General features: G+C 71.3%; 10 protein-coding genes. 2 read left to right on the top strand and 8 right to left on the bottom strand.

Annotation, left to right across the window (positions count from 1 at the left end; all coding sequences use genetic code 11):
- Positions 1-223: 223 nt before the first annotated feature.
- Positions 224-2569, top strand: a complete 2346-nt coding sequence (locus OP04_RS21185) for a SpoIIE family protein phosphatase (protein ID WP_198153918.1) — start codon at positions 224-226, stop codon at positions 2567-2569.
- A gap of 10 nt (positions 2570-2579) precedes the next feature.
- Positions 2580-3998 (top strand): ATPase domain-containing protein, encoded by a 1419-nt coding sequence (locus OP04_RS21190; RefSeq protein ID WP_157240126.1) that lies wholly within the window; start codon positions 2580-2582, stop codon positions 3996-3998.
- 154 nt (positions 3999-4152) lie between these two features.
- Here the strand turns inward: OP04_RS21190 and OP04_RS49885 are convergent, their stop codons facing one another.
- From OP04_RS49885 to OP04_RS21230, 8 genes are all read right to left on the bottom strand, one after another.
- Positions 4153-7137, bottom strand: a complete 2985-nt coding sequence (locus OP04_RS49885) for a DUF4132 domain-containing protein (protein ID WP_051798482.1) — start codon at positions 7135-7137, stop codon at positions 4153-4155.
- Between the two features lie 145 nt (positions 7138-7282).
- Positions 7283-10039, bottom strand: a complete 2757-nt coding sequence (locus tag OP04_RS49890; protein WP_051798484.1) for an inositol monophosphatase family protein — start codon at positions 10037-10039, stop codon at positions 7283-7285.
- A 131-nt stretch (positions 10040-10170) separates the two neighbouring features.
- Positions 10171-11280: a hypothetical protein gene (locus tag OP04_RS21205; RefSeq protein WP_157240131.1), complete on the bottom strand. Its 1110-nt coding sequence runs from the start codon at positions 11278-11280 to the stop codon at positions 10171-10173.
- Positions 11277-12161 (bottom strand): phytanoyl-CoA dioxygenase family protein, encoded by an 885-nt coding sequence (locus OP04_RS21210; protein WP_033341507.1) that lies wholly within the window; start codon positions 12159-12161, stop codon positions 11277-11279. The genes OP04_RS21205 and OP04_RS21210 overlap by 4 nt, the downstream gene beginning before the upstream one ends.
- Positions 12162-12315: 154 nt before the next feature.
- Positions 12316-14736: a hypothetical protein gene (locus tag OP04_RS49895; RefSeq protein ID WP_051798486.1), complete on the bottom strand. Its 2421-nt coding sequence runs from the start codon at positions 14734-14736 to the stop codon at positions 12316-12318.
- Positions 14733-17357: an aconitate hydratase gene (acnA, locus tag OP04_RS21220; protein WP_085066641.1), complete on the bottom strand. Its 2625-nt coding sequence runs from the start codon at positions 17355-17357 to the stop codon at positions 14733-14735. Before acnA ends, OP04_RS49895 begins: the two co-directional genes overlap by 4 nt.
- On the bottom strand, positions 17354-18493 hold the full coding sequence (locus OP04_RS21225) for a homocitrate synthase/isopropylmalate synthase family protein (protein ID WP_033341508.1): 1140 nt from the start codon (positions 18491-18493) through the stop codon (positions 17354-17356). Before OP04_RS21225 ends, acnA begins: the two co-directional genes overlap by 4 nt.
- Positions 18490-19437 carry an isocitrate lyase/phosphoenolpyruvate mutase family protein gene (locus OP04_RS21230; RefSeq protein ID WP_085066642.1) on the bottom strand — a complete coding sequence of 316 codons (948 nt, stop codon included), beginning with the start codon at positions 19435-19437 and terminating at the stop codon, positions 18490-18492. The genes OP04_RS21225 and OP04_RS21230 overlap by 4 nt, the downstream gene beginning before the upstream one ends.
- Between the last annotated feature and the right edge of the window lie 3 nt (positions 19438-19440).

Genomic DNA, 19440 nt, shown 5'->3' on the forward strand with positions numbered 1-19440 from the left:
CACCGACCGGACGGCGGCGTTACACGCGGTGGCTGCCGGCCGGCCCTCGACGCCACCGCGCTGCAGGTTTTGTGCGCGCGGACCGAGGGTAACTGTGAGTTACGTTTCCGGTGGTGGGTGGTCGCCGCCCGGTCATGTGGCTTCGGGCAGGATGGGCGCGAGGTCTTCCGGCTGCGGCGTGGCGGCGAATCCGGTTACGGGACGAAGGGGCGGTCATGTGGTGATGGACGGCGCCGCCGACGGAGATCCACCGGCCGGACCCGTGCCCCGCCTGGCCCGCCTGGCAGCCCGGATGCTGGAGGCGCCGTTCGCGTTCGTCGCCGTGGACGGCATGGTGCGGTGGTCGGGTGCCGCGGACGGCGGCCCGGTGAGCCCGGCCGCGGACGTCCTGTTCAGCTCACTGGCGGGCACGGACGCCCTTCTCGTGCAGGCCGACGCGGTGGACGGGCCGGTGCGGGCCTGGGCCGGGGTGCGGGTGCGTTCGGCAGCGGGCGCCGTCGTGGGCGTGCTGGGTGCCGGCAGCGCGAGTCCACGCGACTGGACACCGGCAGAGCTGGAGATCCTGCGGGAGACCGCCGCGGCGGTGGGCGAGCTGTCGGAGGCCGCCGGCCTGGCCGGTGAGCGGCTGCGCCGGTCCGAGTTCCTGGCCGACGTGTCCGGGCTGGTGTCGTCGCTGCCCGATGCGGCCGGGTTACCGGCGAGACTCGCGCGCTTCTGCGTGCCGGGTGTGGCCGCGCTGGCGATCATGCAGCAGTACGACGGCACACTGACCAGCGTCGGCATCGCCCACCGTGACCCGATTCAGCAGGCCCGGCTGGAAGCGGCGCTCGGCGGCGGCCCGATCGAGGTCGCGCCGGGATCGGCCACGGCGCACGTCGTCACGACCGGCGAGCCGGTCTGTGACCGTCTCACCCCGGACGATCCGCTGGCGACCGGCCTGGTGCGGGTGGACGGGCAGGCCGGACCGTGGCGGGTCATGGTGCCGATCCGGACCGCGGGTGTGGTCAGCGGCCTGATCACCTGGGTCGCCGAACCGGACGTCGCCTACGGCGAGGCCGATCTGCTGCTGGCCACGGAGTTCGCCCGGCGAGCGGCCCTGGCCTGGGAACGGGCGCGGTTGTTCGCCGAGCGCGGCCGGGTCGCCGGCGAGTTGCAGCAGAGCCTGCTCCCGGCGCGGCTGCCGGTCGTCGACGGTCTCCAGGTCGCCGGCCGGTACGTGGCGGCGGACGCCGCGCTGGAGGTCGGCGGCGACTTCTACGACCTGTTCCCGGCGCCCGGCGGGCAGTGGCTGGCGGTGATCGGCGACGTGATGGGCCGCGGTGTGGAGGCGGCGGGCGTGACCGGCCTGGCCCGGCACACGCTGCGCGCGATCGGCCCGCAGCTCGCGCCGGCCGAGGCGGTGCGGCAGCTGAACCGTCTCGTCTTCGACGCCTCGGAGCAGGGCCGGTTCCTGACGATGGCGATGGCCCGGCTCGATCTGGCGCAGGACCGGGTCGTGATCGCCCGCGGCGGTCACTGCCCGCCGATGCTGCTGCGCCACGACGGCACCGTGGAACGCGTGCAGCCCGCCGGACGGCTGGTGGGCGCCTTCCCCGACCTGTGGGCCGACGAGGCCGAGGTCACCATGGGAGCCGGAGACACGCTGGTGCTCTACACCGACGGCGTGATCGAGGCCCGCCGGAACAGCGAGTTCTTCGGCGAGGACGGTCTGCAGGAACTGCTGGCCGGGCTGGCGGGCAGCTCCGCCGAGGAGATCGCGGACCGCATTCTCGCCGCCGTGCACGAGTTCGCGACCGGCAACGCCGAGGACGACATCGCCCTGCTGATCCTGCACCGGCCGGTCCGGGACCCTGACGCCGGCACGGCTCCGGAGCGGCAGGTGCCGTCGGTGGCGCGCCCGGCACGTACCCAGGTGCCTGATCGTGCCTTGCCGATCTTCAGCACCCGGGCGGTCGGCAGGCTCACCGGCATCCGCGCCGAAGACCTGGCCGCCTGGTCCGACCGGTACGGGCTGGTGATGCCCATCCGCACGAAGGCCGGTACGCCGGTCTACTCGGCCGGTCAGCTCGACGCGCTGCGCCTGGTCGCGGCACGGATGCGCGGTGGCAGCGACGAGACCGCCGCACATGCGGACCTCGCCGGGCACCTCGTCGACCCGGCCGAGCCGGTGCCGCCGGTCAGCGCGCCGTACCGGCCGCGCGGGACCGTGCTCGTCGTCGACTGGGACGGCTACCTGCTCACGGTCATGGAGCGCAACCTGCGCGCGGCCGGCTACCAGGTGACGACCGCCCGGACGCCGGCCGAGGCGCGGGCCGCCGCCGCTGCAGCACCGGTCGTGTGCGCGGTCATCGAGATGCTGCTGCCCGGCCGGTCGGCCGCCGACCTGTGCAAGCACCTGGTCGCGGACGGCGTCCCGGTGCTGACCTACTCCAGCTTGCGTGCCGTGGACCAGGCGTTCGCCGCCGGCGCCGACGGATTCCTGTCCAAGCCGCTCAACGCGGCCCGCCTGATCAGTACCGTCCGGGACATCCTCACGCCCGCCCCGGCCGCCGCATCCAGCACGCGATGAGGAGTACCCGATGACCAGCTACGACGCCGTCGAGCACAATCCGCGCATCACCAGCGGCCACGCCCGGATCGACGAGGTGTTCGGCGGTGGCCTGCCGGCCAACTCGGTCACCGTCCTCGCCGGGCTTCCGGGCAGCGGCAAGACCCTGCTCGCCCAGCAGTACGTGTTCGCGAACGCGACGCCGGAGGCTCCGGCCGTCTACCTCACCACCGTCTCCGAACCGCTCGACAAGGTCATCCGGTACGGCCAGGAGCTCGACTTCTTCGACGTCGGCGCGGTCGAGACCGCCGTGTTCTACGCCGATGCCGGCGCCGTCCTCGGCAGCGAAGGCCTGCCCGGCTTCCTGACCACCGTCACCGACCTGATCGCCGACCGGGCGCCCGCCATGCTGGTCGTCGACAGCTTCAAGGCGCTGCGCAGTTACGCCGCGGACGAGGGCGAGTTCCGCCGGTTCCTCAACGACCTCAGCGGACGCCTGGCCGCACAGCCGTTGACCAGCCTGTGGCTGGGGGAGTACACCGACGCCGAGATCGGGGAGAGCGCCGAGTTCGCGGTCGCCGACGCCATCATCCGGCTCGGCACCAACGTGATGGCCGAGCGCCGCATGCGCGTCCTGACCGTGCTGAAGCTGCGCGGCAGCGGATTCCTGTCCGGCCAGCACGCCTACCGGTTGTCCAACCGCGGGCTCGACCTGTTCCCCCGGCTCGCCGACGCCGGTGAGGGCACCGCCTACCGGCTCGACGCATCGCGCGTCTCGACCGGGATCGCCGCACTCGACCCGCTCATCGGCGGCGGGTTCCACCCCGGCGGGTCGGCGCTGATCGCGGGCCCGCCAGGGGTCGGCAAGACGATCGCCGCGCTGCACTTCCTGCGCGCGGGCCTGGCACAGGGCGAGCACGGACTGTTCGCCGCGATGCAGGAGAACCCCACCCAGCTCGCCCGTACCGCCGCGGGGTTCGGCTGGAACCTCGACCACCCGGACATCGACGTCGTGCACCACGTGCCGGTCGACCTCTACATCGACGAGTGGATCTACGAGATCCTCGGCCGGATCACCCACGGCAAGATCAATCGGCTGGTCATCGACAGCCTCGGCGACCTGCAGAACGCCGCACCCGATCCGCGTCGCTTCCAGGAGATGTTCTACTCCTTCATCCAGCGCTGCTCGCGCCTGAACGTCACCGTCGTCATGACCCTTGAGGTCGCGGACCTGTTCGACACCGCCCGGCTGTCCGACAACGGCGTCTCCCACCTGTCCGACAACGTGCTGCTGCTGCAGTACCTGCGCGGGAACTCACAGATCAAGAAGGCCATGACCATCCTGAAGGCCCGCGCCAGCCGACATGACTCCGCGGTCCGCGAGTACACCATCACCGACGCGGGCTTCACCATCGGCGAGCCCTCCGCCGCGGGACAGGGCGACCGATAGGGGACGCAGGCGCCGGACCGCGGTCTCGGCGTGCGGCCGCCAGGTCGGCGTGGCGCCCGAGTGTGTGCCCTCTGCGGCGTGGTCATCCTGGCCGGTTCCCTGCTTCTGCGCGGCCGGGCCGGGGGACTGACCGGCCCGGCCGCGCAGGGTCTGGTCAGGGGCGGGGGGCGATCCGGTAGGCGTCGCGGAACGTCTCGGAGGCGGCGATCGGTGGCAGGTCGCCGAACGTGGCGGCGTCCGGGGCGGTGACCGAGATGTCGTGCGGCGTGATCTGGGTGATGAAGCCGCCCGGCCATTCGTGCTGGACGCCGCCGTGCGGGTTGAAGCTCCAGCCGCGGGCGACCAGCGGGTGCAGGATGTCGAGGTCGGCGTCCCGGCCGGTGTGCATCGGCAGGCGGCGCGCGGTGGCCTGGGCCGCGTCCGGGCGGTAGACCTCGCGGTCGAGCTGCGGGAACGGCTGGAAGATCTCGTAGTCGGCGAACGTCTCGGCCCAGGTCGCGTGGTCGGGCCCGGCGAGTGCCGGGTGGTAGAGCGTGACGTGCTGGTCGTCGGCGAGCGTCAGCGTCTTGTCGTCGACGTCGGCGAGCGTGCCGTCCTCGGCGACCCGGAACGCCGGACCGCCCGCCACCTGCCACAGCAAAGCGCGGGCCAGGTAGCGCACGGCCGGATGGTCGAACAGGAACCGGCGTGCGTCCGGCGCAGGCCAGGACCGGCCGGCGACCATCGCGTCCTCCAGCGCCCGGCCGCGTTCGACGGCCAGCGCCCGCGCCTCCTTCTTCAGCGCGGCGAACGCGCGTTTCGCCTCCTCGGCCAGCTCCGGATCGTCGGTGCCGGCGACCCGGGGCAGGCCCTTGAGCCGGCGCCCGTCCGCGTCGTGGACCAACGGGTGCAGCCGCACGTCGAACCCGACCGAGAACCGGCGCGGGCCGTAGTCGAGCGGGACCCGGCCGTTCGCGTCCAGGCCCAGGTCGGCGGCGATCCGGTCACCCAGCTCCGCCGTCGTCAGCCCACGCGCGTCCGCGATCGCGATCAGCTTCGACGCGGCGTACTTCCGGAACGGTTTCATCTTCGCGGTGCGGGCCATTCGCTGCAGGTGGGTCAGCGCGGTGTCGGTGCCGAGCGCGACGAACACCTCGAGAGCGATCTTCGCACGGGCGAGCGCGTCCTCGGTCCAGCCCAGCACCACGTCGGTCAGCCGGGGCAGCATCGCGTCGTCGCCGAGGAAACCGAGCGCGAACAGCGCCTGCTTGTCGCCGGACGGATGCTCGACCCGCTCCCACTGCGCGCACAGCGCCCACCCGAACGCGGTCAGATCCGCCCGATCACAGGCGTCACGCACCTCGGCCAGCCCCGGATCCGGCGTGGCGAACGTCGACCGGGTCAGCATCGCCAGCAGCCGCCGGACCGCCGCCTCGGGCAGTGCCCCGCGGTCCCGGTCGCGCAGCCGGATGCGGGGCAGCGTCGGCACGACGAGCCAGTGCGGGAGCGCCTTGGCCTTGCTGTCGGCGCGCAACACGGCCGGGAGCGCCTGCTCCGCCGCGTCCGGGCCGCCCGGGTCGTACGCGGCGAGGACCGCCTCGACCCGCGCCTGCGCCTGCGCGTCCAGACCGGATAGCAGGCCGCGGTGGGTGAGCACATGATTGCGCAGCAGGTCGTCGACGACCACGGCCGCGTCCGGGTCCTCCGGGGCGAGGGCGGCCAGCACCCGCAGCGCCCGGTCCGGGTGGCGGGCGGCGAGCCGGACCACGACCGGGCGGATGTGCCGCTGGTGGGCCAGCGTGGCCAGCAGCCGGAACGCGTCGTCGGTGGAGATCGACGACAGCCAGGCGATCAGCCGGTCGCGGTCGGCGTCCCAGTTGTAGCGCCAGCGGGTGTCGCCGATCTGCCGCGCCATCTCCTCCCCGACCACCGGCGGGACCCGGGCCAGCTCGTCCTCGGTCAGCAGGTCACGCAGCGCGGGCTCGGCGAGCAGCCGCATGCCGAGCAGGTCCGCGGCCAGTGGTGGCGCGCCCGGCTCGGCGAGCAGGCGCAGCACCCTGGCCGGATCGCGGGTCAGCAGGCCGAGCTTGTGGAAGTCGTTCTGCCGGTCCGCCAGCGTGTGGTGGATGACGTACCGCACCGACTCGTCCCCGGGGATCCGCAGCAGCGCGGCCAGGTTGTCGAACCGCATCTCGCCGTGGAACCAGTAGTGCAGGCCGGTCTGGTGGCGAATGATCGGATCCTCGGTCAGGAACCACACCGCCTCGGTGCCGAGCGCGTCGAGCAGCGTGGCGATCAGCGCCGCCCCGCCGACCTGGTTGTCCACCGAATCCCAGGTGTACCGCCCGCCGTCGCGCGGATCCAGCTCCGCGACCGCCTCGACGTGCCGCCGGATCTGATCCGGCGACGACGCCGAGAACAGCGGCAGCGCGACCAGCGGGTTCCGCCGATGCCGGGGGAACCGGGTGAACCAGCCCGGGATCCCGGCGACGTCCTCCTCGACCCAGCCGTCCTGATCCGGGAGCACGAACGACGCGATCATCCGCTGGGGCAGCTCGCGGTCGCGGTAGCCGGCCAGCGCCGACCTCGCCTCCGCATAGACGGCGTCGTCCGCGGCCGCCAGGTGCACGCGGACCGTCCGGGCCAGCTTGAACAGCGCGTCGTGCTCGTCCTCCTCACGCAGCGACTCCGGTGACGCGTCGTCCCGATAGCGCAGGCGCTCCGCCGATGACACCGGCCGCAGGCAGAGCGCGCCCTCGGACCGCAGCGGATGGAACAGCATCCCGGCCATCTCGGTCACCGCGCGGGCCGCGAACACCACACCGCCACGGACGATCCACGTCTCGGCGACCGACGGCTCCGGCTCGTCGCGCCAGCTGTGGTACTCCGCGATCGCCTCGGCCCGGACCAGCGCCGCCGCGGCCGCGCCACGCACCGGCAGCTCCGCCCCCGGCCGCCCCAGCGCCGCCGCGAACGCCTCCGCCTCGGCCAGCAGGCCGGGATCGTAGTCGCCGTCCGGCGCGGGCGTCGCGAGCAGCTGCCGCAGCCGCTCCGGCGCCGCCGGGTCGATCACGGGCGCCGGCACCGGCATCCCGCCGCGTCGCGGGAGCAGCTTTTCCCGCCACTGCGCCGGCATGTCCCAGTCGTGGTCGAATCGCATCCATACCTCCGTTGGCATCGAACGGTGGCGAAGTCTACGGAAGGGGTGCGACAAGACCCGCGGACGGGACTCGCACGGGCGGTATCCCTTCAGGCCGGCTCGGAGGCCTTGTGCGGCCGCGTGATCTCGGTGCTGTCCCCGCCCGCTACTGAAGCGCAGACAGGTCCAGGTCGGTGAGGAAGGTGTCGTCGCCGGCGAGAAGTCCGCCGGCGCGTGGCTGCCATGGGGCGCCGGTCCAGTCGGTGAGGTGGCGGCCCGCCTGATGGCAGATGAGCATTCCGGCGGCGACGCCCCATTCCAGGAGCAGCTCGTCGTCGGCGGCGATGCGTTTGATCAGGCCGGCCCGTCTGCCTTCCGCGATCCAGCAGAGTTTGAGCGCGGAGGACTCGACCTTCTCGGTGGTGTAGCCGAGAGCGGTGAGGCGTTGCCGGGCGGCGATGACGAACGGGTGTGTGGCGACGGTGGATTTGACGGCCGCGGTGCGTGTCGTGGGTGCGAGCGCGGTGATCGGTGCGCCGTTGATCGTCGGTGGCTGGCCGCGGAGCGCCTGGTAGAGACTATCGGTGCTGGGCTGGTAGACGATCCCGGAGACGAGACGGCCGTCTTGCCAGAGCGCGAGGGTCGTGGCGTAGGTGTCGCTGCCGTGCTGATAGCTGGTGGAGCCGTCGAGCGGGTCGAGCACCAGCCGATATCTGCTGGTCGCGTTCCGGTCGACGGCTTCGCCGTACCGGTGGTGGTACTCCTCGGCGAGCACGGGCACGGGACCGAGAAGATCCCGTACGGCGGCGAGTAGTTGCTGTTCGAGGCTCCATTCGAGCGCGGCGAGCCCGGCCGGGTCGCTGCGCGTGTCGTGCTGGCGGGCGGGCAGGCCACCGGCGAGCGTGCGCACCTGCTCGGCGAGGGCGTCGGTCAGTGCGGTGATGGTGCGTGACGGTGCGACGGATCGTGTACCGGGCCGCAGTTGCCAGCTGAACCGGTAGCGGGAGTTCAGTGGCGGGTCGGCGGTCTCCCAGGTGAAGATGCTGCGGCCGTCGACGCGATTCTCCGCGATGGGCAGGGCGGTGGTACGGCCGGTGAGCGTGGTCTCGGTGCCGTGCACGACCGCCCGCAGGTCTTCGGCGAAGGTGAACTCCGCGCTGAACCGGTGCGTGGGTACCCGGATGGGCCGCTGGGACCACGGTCCCCACTGCAGGTCGCTGACGGTGTAGCCGTACTCGAGGTCGGCGTGGCCTCCGGGTGGGACGGCGAACGTGCCGTCCTCGTCGGCGAAGTGCAGCCAGATCTCCTTGTAGTCGTCGCGGTCCTGACTGACGCTCCAGGTCATCCGGCGGCCGTCGCAGCGGGCCCAGATTCCGAGGTCGGCGGTGACGAGCGGGTGCCGGCGATGGTGGCTGCGGGACAGCTCGGGGTCGTCGGGGTAGCGCTCGACGGCGATCCGGATCGGGTAGCGGTCCAACGTCTGCCCGCTGGCGTTCGTCAGGCGCCGATAGGTGCGCTGGGTGTATCCGTGGCCGGTGTGGTGCATGGCGGCATGCTCGTGTTCGACGCGCAGCCGGCCCGGTCCGGACCGGCCGCCGTCGACGGCGTCGATTCCGGCGGCCGTGCGGTACCACTGTTCGGAGCGGGCCAGCAGGTCCCGATGCTGGATGACGGGGTCCGCGGCGGTCTGCGCGGTGCTGGCGCGCCGGGCGGCGACCTGCGCCCAGCGCCGGGCCTCGTCGAACTGGTCGAGCAGGTGGGCGACCTCGGACAGGCCGAGGGCGGCGCGGGTGACGATCTCGGGGGCGGTGGCGTCCAGCCCGGCCCGGAAGGCGAGTTCGGCGTCGTCGAGTCTTCCGGCCCAGTAGGCGGCCATGCCGATGTGCACGGCGTCGGCGGGACGGGCCCGCAGCACGAGATGTTTCCAGACGTCCGTGGGAACGGGCGGATGGTCGTGGTCGCGTTGGGCCTCGTCCAGGAGGTAGTCGAAGGAACCGATGCCGACCGGCGTGTCGAGCAGCAGGCCGGTGGGGGTGCCCGTGGTGTCGGTGGCCCAGCCCAGCGCGGCGTGACGTGCGTTGCCGTCCGTCGGAGGCGCCGGGAGGTAGTAGGGCAGGAGCGCGAACAGCTCGTCGGTGGTCAGCGGGCGCAGCAGGCCCGCGCGCCGGCTGTCGACGGCCGCGCTGACGAGGGCGGCACCGGCCCGTACCGCGGGGTCGGTGTCGGTGATGGCCTGCTTCCATCGGCGCCAGAGGCGCGGGCCGGCGGCGAGGAACTCACCGAGCCCGAACTGCTGGGCGTGGCGGACGGCGTCGAGGATGCGGGGGTCCGCGGCGAGTTCCTGCGCACGCCGGCGCTCCGCGGGAGTGAGGGATCTTTCGAGGTGGATGGTGCGTGCCGCGCGCAGGACCTGTTGGTCGGCGCGCATCAGTTCCGGGCTGTCGCCGTCGGACAGTCGTGCGGTGTATTCGTTGGCGCGCATGGTGGCCAGAGCCACGACACGTGTGGGGTCGTCACCGCGCAGTCGTCGCAGCAGGTGCGGATCGAGGCCACCTGGGCCGAGGTAGCGTTCGATGTCGTCGAGCCAGACGACGGTGTCCTTGAGGTCGAGGCCGTCGTCGAGAAGCGTGTGCAGGGCGGCGCCGTCGCGGGGGACCAGCACGGTCCAGTGCGCGGGCAGCCGGCGCATGGCCTCGTAGGCGGCGCGGGACTTCCCGGACGTGGAGTGGCCGACGATGAGTGCGAATCCGTGCTGGCGCAGCGCGTCGTCGAGGTCGTCGTCGATGTCGCGAGCGACGTAGTGCGGGGTGCTGCGCTCACCGCCGCTGACGGCGGCGTGCACGCCGAGGGCTACGGGGTCGGCGATGTCGCCGATGTCGGGCAGCCAGCCCGTGTTCTCGTCGATCCAGCACAGACTGCGCATCGGATGCCTCCTAGCTCGGGTATGCCCGTACCACGAACATACAAATGATCGTCGATCTCTGGTGGTGTGGAAAGCATGCCGATCGGCGCGGTCCTGCCGAGCGTCAGGACCGCGTCGGTACGCCATGCGGCCTAGCGGCTGGCGATCCAGCGTTGCAGGGCGGCCACGGTGTGCGGCGCATCCACTGCCGGGAGGATCTGGAGCGCTGCCGCGAGCACCGGGGCCATGCCGGTGGCTTTACGGGCGGCCGAGGCCTTTCCGGCGGCGCTGTCCTTCGCGGCGGTCGCGAAGTTCCGCAGCAGGTGGTAGAGCAGCATCGTGTCGATGTGGTCCGCCTCCGCGCCCATGTCCTTGCCGGCGAGGTGGGCGCGTGCGCGCAGCGATTCGACCTGGCCTCGTACCTCGCCCGGCCGGGGGAAGACGACCGGGTGGGCGAACAGCGACAGCACGATCTGCAGCGCCAGGGGACACGCGTAGTAGAGCAGGTCGAGATCGATGCGGAACGCCTCGGTATCGGCTCTCAGCGGCGTGCGACGTGCGGCGGGAACGAGGAAGTTCGCCGGTTTGGGGTCGCAGAAGAGGGTCCACCGGCCGTCGGCCCAGCCCGGCGGCAGCGTGTCGGGCAGGTCAAGGGCATGTTCCGGCGTCAGGACCCGGGTGGCCTCCTGTAGCGCCTGGGCATATCGCGGCGCCACCGGGAAGCGCGGCGGCTCGGCACATCCGGCGCGGGAGAGCGCGTGACGGAAGGCGTCATCGTGGTCGGCGAAGGCCCGCAGTGACGCGAGACAGATCTCGTGCACGGCCGCGGCGTCGTCGTGGTCCTGCGTGTCGGTGGCGCGCAGGTCGATCGCGTCGTCGAGGTACAGCGAGAGTGCCCAGCCGTCGCTGATCCATTGCGGGACGGCCCGTAACCGCGGGGAGCGGTGCAACTCTTCGAAGATCACGCTGAGCGCGGCGATCTGCGGCGTGGGAAGCGCGCACCGCTTGACGCGGAAGGGGACGAAGCCGTGCTCGGACCAGATCGCCGGCGTGTCTCCGACCCGGAGCGGCATCGGTGTCGCGGGCAGGAACGAACCGTCGGGTGCCTGCTTCAGAAGCCTGTCGTGAATGGCCTTGTGGACGAGGCTGGAGACGTGGTGCACGGAATCGCCGGCAGCGGTTGCCGAGGCGAGCTTGCGCAAGGTGCGTCCACCGGTGAAAGGCCACGGGATCATCCTGCCGAGCAGGGCTGCCGCTGTCACGGTTGCGCCACCTCCCGCAGGTGCCGTTCGTACCGGGTGCGCCGACGGATCTTGTGTGGTTCCGCCTCGGCGTGCGTCGTCACGTCGCCGTCCTCGAAGAGTGGCAGGTCCTCGGCGGGCGGTCTGCTGAACAATTCCTTGTCGAGGTCATATCCGCGCAGGATGATTTGCTGCTCGCGGGTGAGGCCGGACAACCAGTCCGTGTTCATTCGATAGTACCCAGTAATCCAACTCGGCGTGTACGACAAGAAGATGTTGAGGCGCGTGTGATCAGTGGTATTGGCCTCCACGCGGTGCCACAGGCTGGCGTGCGAGATGGTCATCGTCCCGGCGCTGACGCATAGAGATCGCTCACCGGGCAATTGATCGTGCCCGGTATGCTCACCTTCGTAGTCCGGATTGTGGCTGCCGGGCAGATATACCAGATTGCCCATACCGGGCTCCGGCAGGTCGGTCAGCCAGTACCCGATGCGTAGCTTGAGCGGCAGGACCGGCGAGAACGCCCGATATGGCAGCGCCCGTGGCCCGTCGACGTGCCACTTGCTGATCGCACCCTGCCGTGGCCGGCGGAAAAGATCCGCCTGTACCAGGCGAAGCTGGTCGCCGTAGATGTCGAAGGCGAATCCGATGTGCCGCGGGTGGTCGATGAGCGGGGTGAAGGCGGGGTCTTCGGCGACCACGTTCTCGACCTTGTGGGTGTGGCCGGCGTTTGTGTGGGGCCGGGACTGCAGACAGTGCAGCGCGGCGTCACGGTGGGTTTCGACCTCGTGGGCGCCGAGCGCGTCGGGGATGATCAGAATGCCGTCGCGCTGGAACGTCGCCCACTGTGCGGGGGTGAAGCCCGCGGGGGCGGGCCTGAGCTGTCTTTTCTCGGTCAGCATGTGATGAGTGATCCTCTGTTTGTCATGAGTCGTGAACTCAGGCGAACGGGGAGCACCTTGAAGGCCCGAATGCAAGAATCATTTGCGACATCTGTTCGGAATGTCTCCTGATGCGCGTACGAGTATAGGGGGACGGAAATTGCTCGAACGGGTGCTATGCCGGTCCCGGCGATCTCCCGCCTGATATAGGATCACTACCCGGAATGGAAGAGTCGTTCGGGTTGAATGTCCATTCGAATCGATAGCGTGCGTTGAGCGGCGGATCTTCCACATGCCAGCTGAATATCGTTTGATCGTCCTCGGTGCGACGGCGCACCCGCAACGGTGCCGACACCGCCACCAGCGACGTCTCGGCCCCGGTCAGCGACGGACGTAACGCTTCCGGGAATCTGAACTCGAGACTGAGCCGCATCGTCGGGATGCGGATGGGGCGCTGCGACCACGGACCCCACTGATCCGCGCTCACCTCGTACTCGTACAGGATCTCGCCCGTCCCGCCCGGCGGCAGCGCGAAGGACTCGCCGCCACGGGAGAACAACAGCCAGATCTCCTTGAAGGCGGGCAGATCATGCTTGACCTCCCAGTCCATCTCACGCCCGTCCGACCAGGCCCGCAGGCGTAGGTGCGCCACGTCCAGCGGGTGCGCGCCGTAGTGCCGACGGGAACGGTCGGGATCGTCCGGGAAGCGATCCACCGCAACCCGGATGGGATAGCGATGAATCGCCTCCGGGGAGTTGTTGAGCAGCTCACGGCGCGTCACCTGGCGGTACCGGTGACCGTCGTAGTGCAGGGTGACCTGCTCGTGCCCGATGACGAGATGGCCCGCAGGCTCGTCGGCGCCGGGCCAGTGCCCGGTCTGCGGCACCATCGGGGAGACCCCCGCCACGTGCCGGTACCAGCGTTCCGACTCCACCAGCTCCTGACGTTGCTGCAACGCGGTGCGCCGCACGCCCGCGTCCCCGAGCGTCGCCTCCACGTTGGCCGCGCGACCGAACCAGCGCCGCGCCTCCTCGAACTGGTCCAGCAGGAACGCCAGCTCACCCAGACCCACCGCGGCCTGCGCCACTATCCCGCGCTCCTCAGCACGCAGACCGCACTGGAACGCCTGCTCGGCGTACTCCAGCCGACCGGCCCAGTAACAGGCGATACCGACGCTCCAGGCATCGGCCGGGTTCAGGCTGCCGACCAGGTGCGCCCACAACGGTTCCGGCACCGGCCGGTCGGCGCTCTCCGCCTGAAGCGTGTCCAGCAGGTAGTCAAAGACCTCGATCTCATCTGCCTGCAGTGTGAGCAGCGCACTGGTGGCCTGCACCGTTTCCGCCGCCCAGGCGAGCCCTTCGTCGAACAGCTGCTCGTCGACCCGGGCGACGATCCTCCGGTCGAGATAGATGTCCGCGACCATCCGCACCAGCGTCCGTGGCACCGGTCGGCGCAGGCCGGCACGACGGCAGTCCAGCGCGGCCGCGACGATCGCCGCGCCCACCCGCAACCTGTCCGGATTGTCGACGGCCTGGGCGTCCTGCCAGCGCCGCCAGAGCACCGGGGCCGCGGCTATGTACTCGGCGAGCCCGTACTGGCCGCTGTGCGCCAGCGCCTCGGCGATGCGCGGGTCCCAGTCGCGCTCCTGCGCCCGATCACACTCGGCACGGCTGAACCGCCGTGGCAGATCCAGCCGGGTCGCCTGATCGAGTAGATCCCGCTCCGCGCGCAACAGGTTCCGGTCGCCGGGATGGCCCTTGCCGTCGTGGCCGGCGAAGCGCGCGGTGCTCTCGCTGGCACGCATCGTGGCCAGCAGCACGACCCGGCGCGTGCCGTCCCCGACGATTCGATGCAACAGTGCGGTGTCGAGCCCGCCGGGCCCGAGGAAACGTTCGAGGTCGTCAAGCCACACGATCGTGTCCCGGAACTCCAGGCCCTCGTCGAGCAACTGGCGCAGCGAATCCCGTTCGTAAGGAACGAGCAGATGCCGGTCGCCGGGCAGCCTCCGCATCGCCTCGTACCCGGCCCGGGACTTGCCCGCGGTCGAATCACCCACGAGCAGGACCAGCCCGCCACCGGCCAGCGCCGCGTCCAGGCGCGCATCCAGATCGCGAGGGATGTAGACGGGAACAGCGGCCGGAAGGTCCAGCGGCGCAGGAGCGGGGGAGGAGATCGTCGCCGCCGGATGGACCCCGAGCATGATCGGATCGGACAGCGCGGCCAGCGTCGGCAGCCGGCCGGCGTCGTCGACCCGGCAGTGCCGGCGCAGCAGCACCACCCGCTGCCGGTCCTCGGCGAGCACGGCCTGGCGCCGGTCCGCCACCATCCGGCGGCGGTCGTTGTAGATCGGGGCTATCACCGTGAGGACCGAGATGAGGATCGTCACGCCGGTCGCGCTGAGCCAGTTCTGACGTATCCATTCCGCGGCGCGCCGCAGGTCCTGGTCCGGCACGAGCCACCGGACCGCGACGATCGTCAGCAGCACGCCGGCCACCGCGACGAGGACGGTCCGGTTGCGGCCGGCCATCCGCAGCAGCGCGTGGCCGCGGTGCCGCGGTGACCGTCCGCGCGCCGCGGGCGAACGTGAGGAGGTCATCGGCGGCCCTCGGCCACTGGTGACGTCACCTGGTGTGCGAACCGGGCCAGCTGGCCGCCCGCACGCCAGATCTCGTGCTCGGCCGGCGAGTCCAGGCAGACCCGCATCATCCAGCGTCGCGTGCCAGCGCCACCGGTGCAGGACACGGCGACCTGCCCGCCAGGCGTCACGTCGCCGAGGCCCTCGATCATGAAGCTCTCCTCACCGGTCAGGCCGAGCACCTCCGGCCCGCCGCCGATGGGGAACTGCAACGGCAGAATGCCGGCGTCAACGAGGTTCCGGCGATGGATGCGCTCGAATCCGCCGGCCAGCACGGCGCGGACGCCCAGCAGAGCCGGACCGCGCGCGGCCCAGTCGCGCGAACTACCCATGCCGTAATCACGTCCCGCGAGGATGAGCAGCGGAACGCCCTCGGCCGCATAGCGACGGGATGCGGACACCAGGTCCGTGATGTCACCGGAGCCGAGATGCCGGGTCCATCCACCAGGCCGGTCCGGGACCAGGCGGTTGACGAAGGTCGGATTGGTGAAGGTGCCGCGCAGCAACACCTCGGCGTTGCCGCGCCGGCATCCATAGGTGTTGAACTCTGCGACCGGCACGTCGTGCCGGGTCAGGAAACCACCGGCGGCGGAGTCCGCGGGAATCTGACCCGCGGGCGAGATATGGTCGGTCGTCGTCCCGTCCGGGGCATACACAAGGACCCTCGCCTCGTCCCACCGATCGGGTGGCACGCCGGTCGGATCCATGATGAACGGTGACGGGCGCAGGTAGGTGGAGTCCTGCTGCCAGCCGTACAGGGCACCGCCGGTGGCCGGCAGCGCGCGCCAGGCCTCGTCGCCGTCGAACAGGTGCCGGTGATCGGCGGCGAAGTCCTCGGACCGGATCGAGGCGACCGTCGCGGAGATCTCGTCCGCGTCCGGCCACAGCTGGTCCAGCATGACCGGCACGCCGTCCGGCCCGAACGCCACCGGCCCGCGGGCCAGATCCTCGGCGACGGTGCCGGCGAGCGCGTACGCCACGACCAGCGGTGGGGACATCAGATACGCGGCGCGGATCGACCGATGGATCCGGCCGCCGAAGTTGCGGTTGCCGGACAGCACCGCGACGAGCTCGCGGCCCTGCGCCACCGCCCGCGCGGACTCCGGCAGCAACGGCCCGGAGTTGCCGATACAGGTCGTGCACCCGTGCGCGACCACCTCGAATCCGATCGCGGCCAGCGGAGCCAGCAGGCCGCGGCGATCCAGGAAACCGGTCAGGCTGCGTGAGCCCGGCGCCAGGCTGCTCTTGACCCAGCCAGGGACCGTGAGGCCGAGGTCGGCCGCGCGGCGGGCGAGCAGTCCGGCCGCGACCATCGCCGCCGGATTCGCGGTGTTGGTGCAGCTGGTGATGGCGGCGATGGCGATGTCACCGTCGCGTAGCATCGGCCGATCAGGGACCGGTCCAGCCGGCCGGCCCGCGCGCACGGCATCGGCCAGGTCGGGCAGCGCGATCCGGTCGGCCGGGCCGCGCGGGCCCGCGACACACGGTCGCAGGTCGGACAGGTCGACGGTGATCACCTGCCGGTACCCGGCGGGATCGCCGGGCGGAGCGGCGAACATCCGCTGTCCCCGGGTGTAGGCCTCCACCAGGGCGATGTGGTCCGCCGGCCGTCCCGTCGTGCGCAGATATCGCAGCGTCTGGGTGTCCACCGGGAACAACGCCGCCGTGCAACCGTATTCGGGGGCCATGTTGGCCACGGTGGCCCGGTCCGGTACCGGCAGGGCTCTCACGCCGGGTCCGTGAAACTCCACCACCGCACCGTGCACACCTTCTGCGCGCAGCAGGCGCGTCAACGTCAACGCCAGGTCGGTGGCGAGCACCCCGGCGGGCATCCGGCCGTTCAGCACGACTGCCACCACGTCCGGGCAGGCGACGGTGAGCGGCTCACCGAGCAGCGTGCCGGTCGCCTCCAGCCCGCCGATACCCCATCCCAGGACGCCGAGGGCGTTGGTCATCGTGGTGTGCGAATCCGTGCCGACGACGAACTCCGGGGCCAGCAGACCGGCATCGTCCGTGCAGACGACCGTGGCGAGATGCTCGAGGTTGACCTGATGCACGATCCCGGTGCCGGGCGGCACGACCCTCAAACCGGGTAGTTCCCGCGCTGCCCAGCGCAGGAACCGGTACCGCTCGGCGTTGACCTGGAACTCCCGCGCGGTGTTGACCATCAGCGCGTTACCGGTGCGGGCCGCGAACGCCTCCACCGAATGGTCGACGACCAGGTCCACCGGCAGACTCGGTGCCAGATCCTCCGGCGGTAACCCCGCAGCCGCCCGACGGGTGCGCAGCGCGGCGATGTCGGCCAGCACCGGGATACCCGAATGGTCCTGCAACAGCACCCGGGTCGGCATCAGCGCCAGCGGCATCCCACGCTCGCCCGCGGCCATCCGGGCCACGACGGACAGGACCGCCCGAGCGTCCTCGTCGCCGCGGTGCACCGCCTGCCGGGCGAGGTTCTCCGCCAGCAGCCGCACGACCGGCGGCGCCGACCACAGACCGGGCACCGCGCGGGCGATGCCGGCCAGAGCGACGAACTGCCGTCTCGCGGCACTACCCGTCAGGTCGGCGAGCCACGACTTCATGACCGGGCCTCCGGTACGAGCCGCAGCCGGTGGTAGATGTCCGCCAGATCGTCGCCGGACACGGCGCCGCCGCGCGCGATGGCGGCGTCACGGACCTCGGCCAGGCAATCCGCCACCTCGTCCGCGGACGCGGAGATCCCACGGGCGCGCAGCAGGTGGTCGACCAGCGCCCGGCCGGAGTGCTTGCCGAGCACGTACCGGCGGGTCCCGCCCACCAGTTCCGGAGGGAAGGGCTCGAACGTCGAGGTGTCCCGGAGCATGCCACGCACATGGATCCCGGACTCGTGCGCGAACACGTTGCCGCCGACGATCGGCTGCCACGGCGCCGGAGGATGCCTGCACACCGCGGCCACCAGTGCGCTGAGCCGGGACAGCCGGGCCAGGTCGACGCCGAGATCCCGGTGGTACAGCAGTTGCAGCGTCACGCACGCCTGGGCGAGGTCGGCCATGCCGGCGCGCTCACCGATACCGTTGACCGTGGCGTGGAAGTAGCGGGCGCCCGCCTGGAGACCCGCGATCGTGTTGGCCAGACCGAGCCCGAAGTCGTTGTGCGCGTGGCACTGCAGGTCGATGGCGGCAGCGGCGGCCACACCGGCGACCCGCGCGCCGTACTGCTCCGGCGTGAGTACCCCGATCGTGTCCGACAACCGCAGCCGATCCGCGCCCGCTTCGGCAACCGTGCCGGCGTAGTCCTGCAGGAACGACATGTCCGTGCGCGCCAGATCCTCGGCGCTGATCGACACGAATGCGCCGCGGTCCTTCGCCAGCGCCACCAGGTCACGCGCGGTCCGTAACAGCCAGTCGCGATCCCTGCCCACCGACGCCGCCAGATGCACCTCGGAGGTCGGCAGCCCGATGTGCACGGTGCGGATACCGAGATCGAGGCTGAGCTCCACATCGGCGCGCACACCCCGGTTCCACGCCACCAGACGGGCCTCGTCCTGTCGCTCGGCCATGGAGGCCACGAATTCGCGCTCCTGACCACCCATCGCGGGAATGCCGAGCTCGATCCAACGGACACCGGCGGCGATCAGCGCGTCGGCGATCCGGCGCTTCGTGGTGACGTCGAACGCCAGACCCGGCGCCTGCTCGCCGTCACGCAACGTCGTGTCCTCGACGATCACGTCGTCTCTCACTGTTCCTCCTCCTGTACTGCCGTCCGCTGCGAGGACGGCGCCGTGCCGGTGCCGGCCCAGATCTGGTGCAGATCGCGCCAAGGGCTGTCACCGATCAGGTCATCCGTGCCGACGAGTGCGAAGACGTCGGAGATGCTGGCCAGGCTCGCCTCGGCGGGTGCGGTGGAACCGCTGGCATCGAGCACCCGCAGCAGGGCGGCGATCGCCTGGACCGACGCGCGCAGCACCTGGTTGGCGTAGATCGCTCCGCTGAGGCCGATGCGCCGCAGTTCGTCCTGGCCCGACTGGAAGTAGGTGGTGGGGATGCCCAGGATCGGGCCGGTGTCCCCGGTCAGCCGTAGCGCGGCGCAGAACGCGGCGACCTCGTGCGAGGTCCGCGCACGGCTGTGAATGACGAGCGCGTCGGCGCCGGCGGCCCGGTACAGCACGGCACGCTCGACGGCATCGGACAGGTCGGCGCCGGCGATGAACGACTCGATCCGGGCGATCACCTGAAGAGACGTCCCTGCCCGCGCCGCCGACGCGACCGCGATACGTTCGGCGAACCGGTGCGGATGCTCCAGAACGTGTCCGTCGCGGAAGCTGTTGCGCTTCGGATACTTCTTGTCCTCGAGACAGACGGCGTCGATGTCGGCGCGCGCGTACATCCGCACCATCCGCTGCACCACGTTCAGGTCACCGAAGCCCGCGTCGACGTCGACGACCAGCGGCAAGGACGACGCCTGCCGGACGCGCCGGGCCTCGGCCAGTACCTCGGTCATCGTGAGCAGGCCCGCGTCCGGCAGTCCCGCCGCCGCGGAGAGCGCGAAACCGCCCAGCCACAGACCTTCGAACCCCGCTCCCTCGGCGAGCAGGGCGGAGAGACCGTCGTGCACGCCCACAAGCCGGACGAAACCTGCGCCGTCGAACAACCGGCGCGAGGATGACTGTCGATCGGGCGTCATCGT

The organism is Catenuloplanes japonicus (assembly GCF_000717135.1).
GTDB classification, from domain to species: Bacteria; Actinomycetota; Actinomycetes; order Mycobacteriales; family Micromonosporaceae; genus Catenuloplanes; species Catenuloplanes japonicus.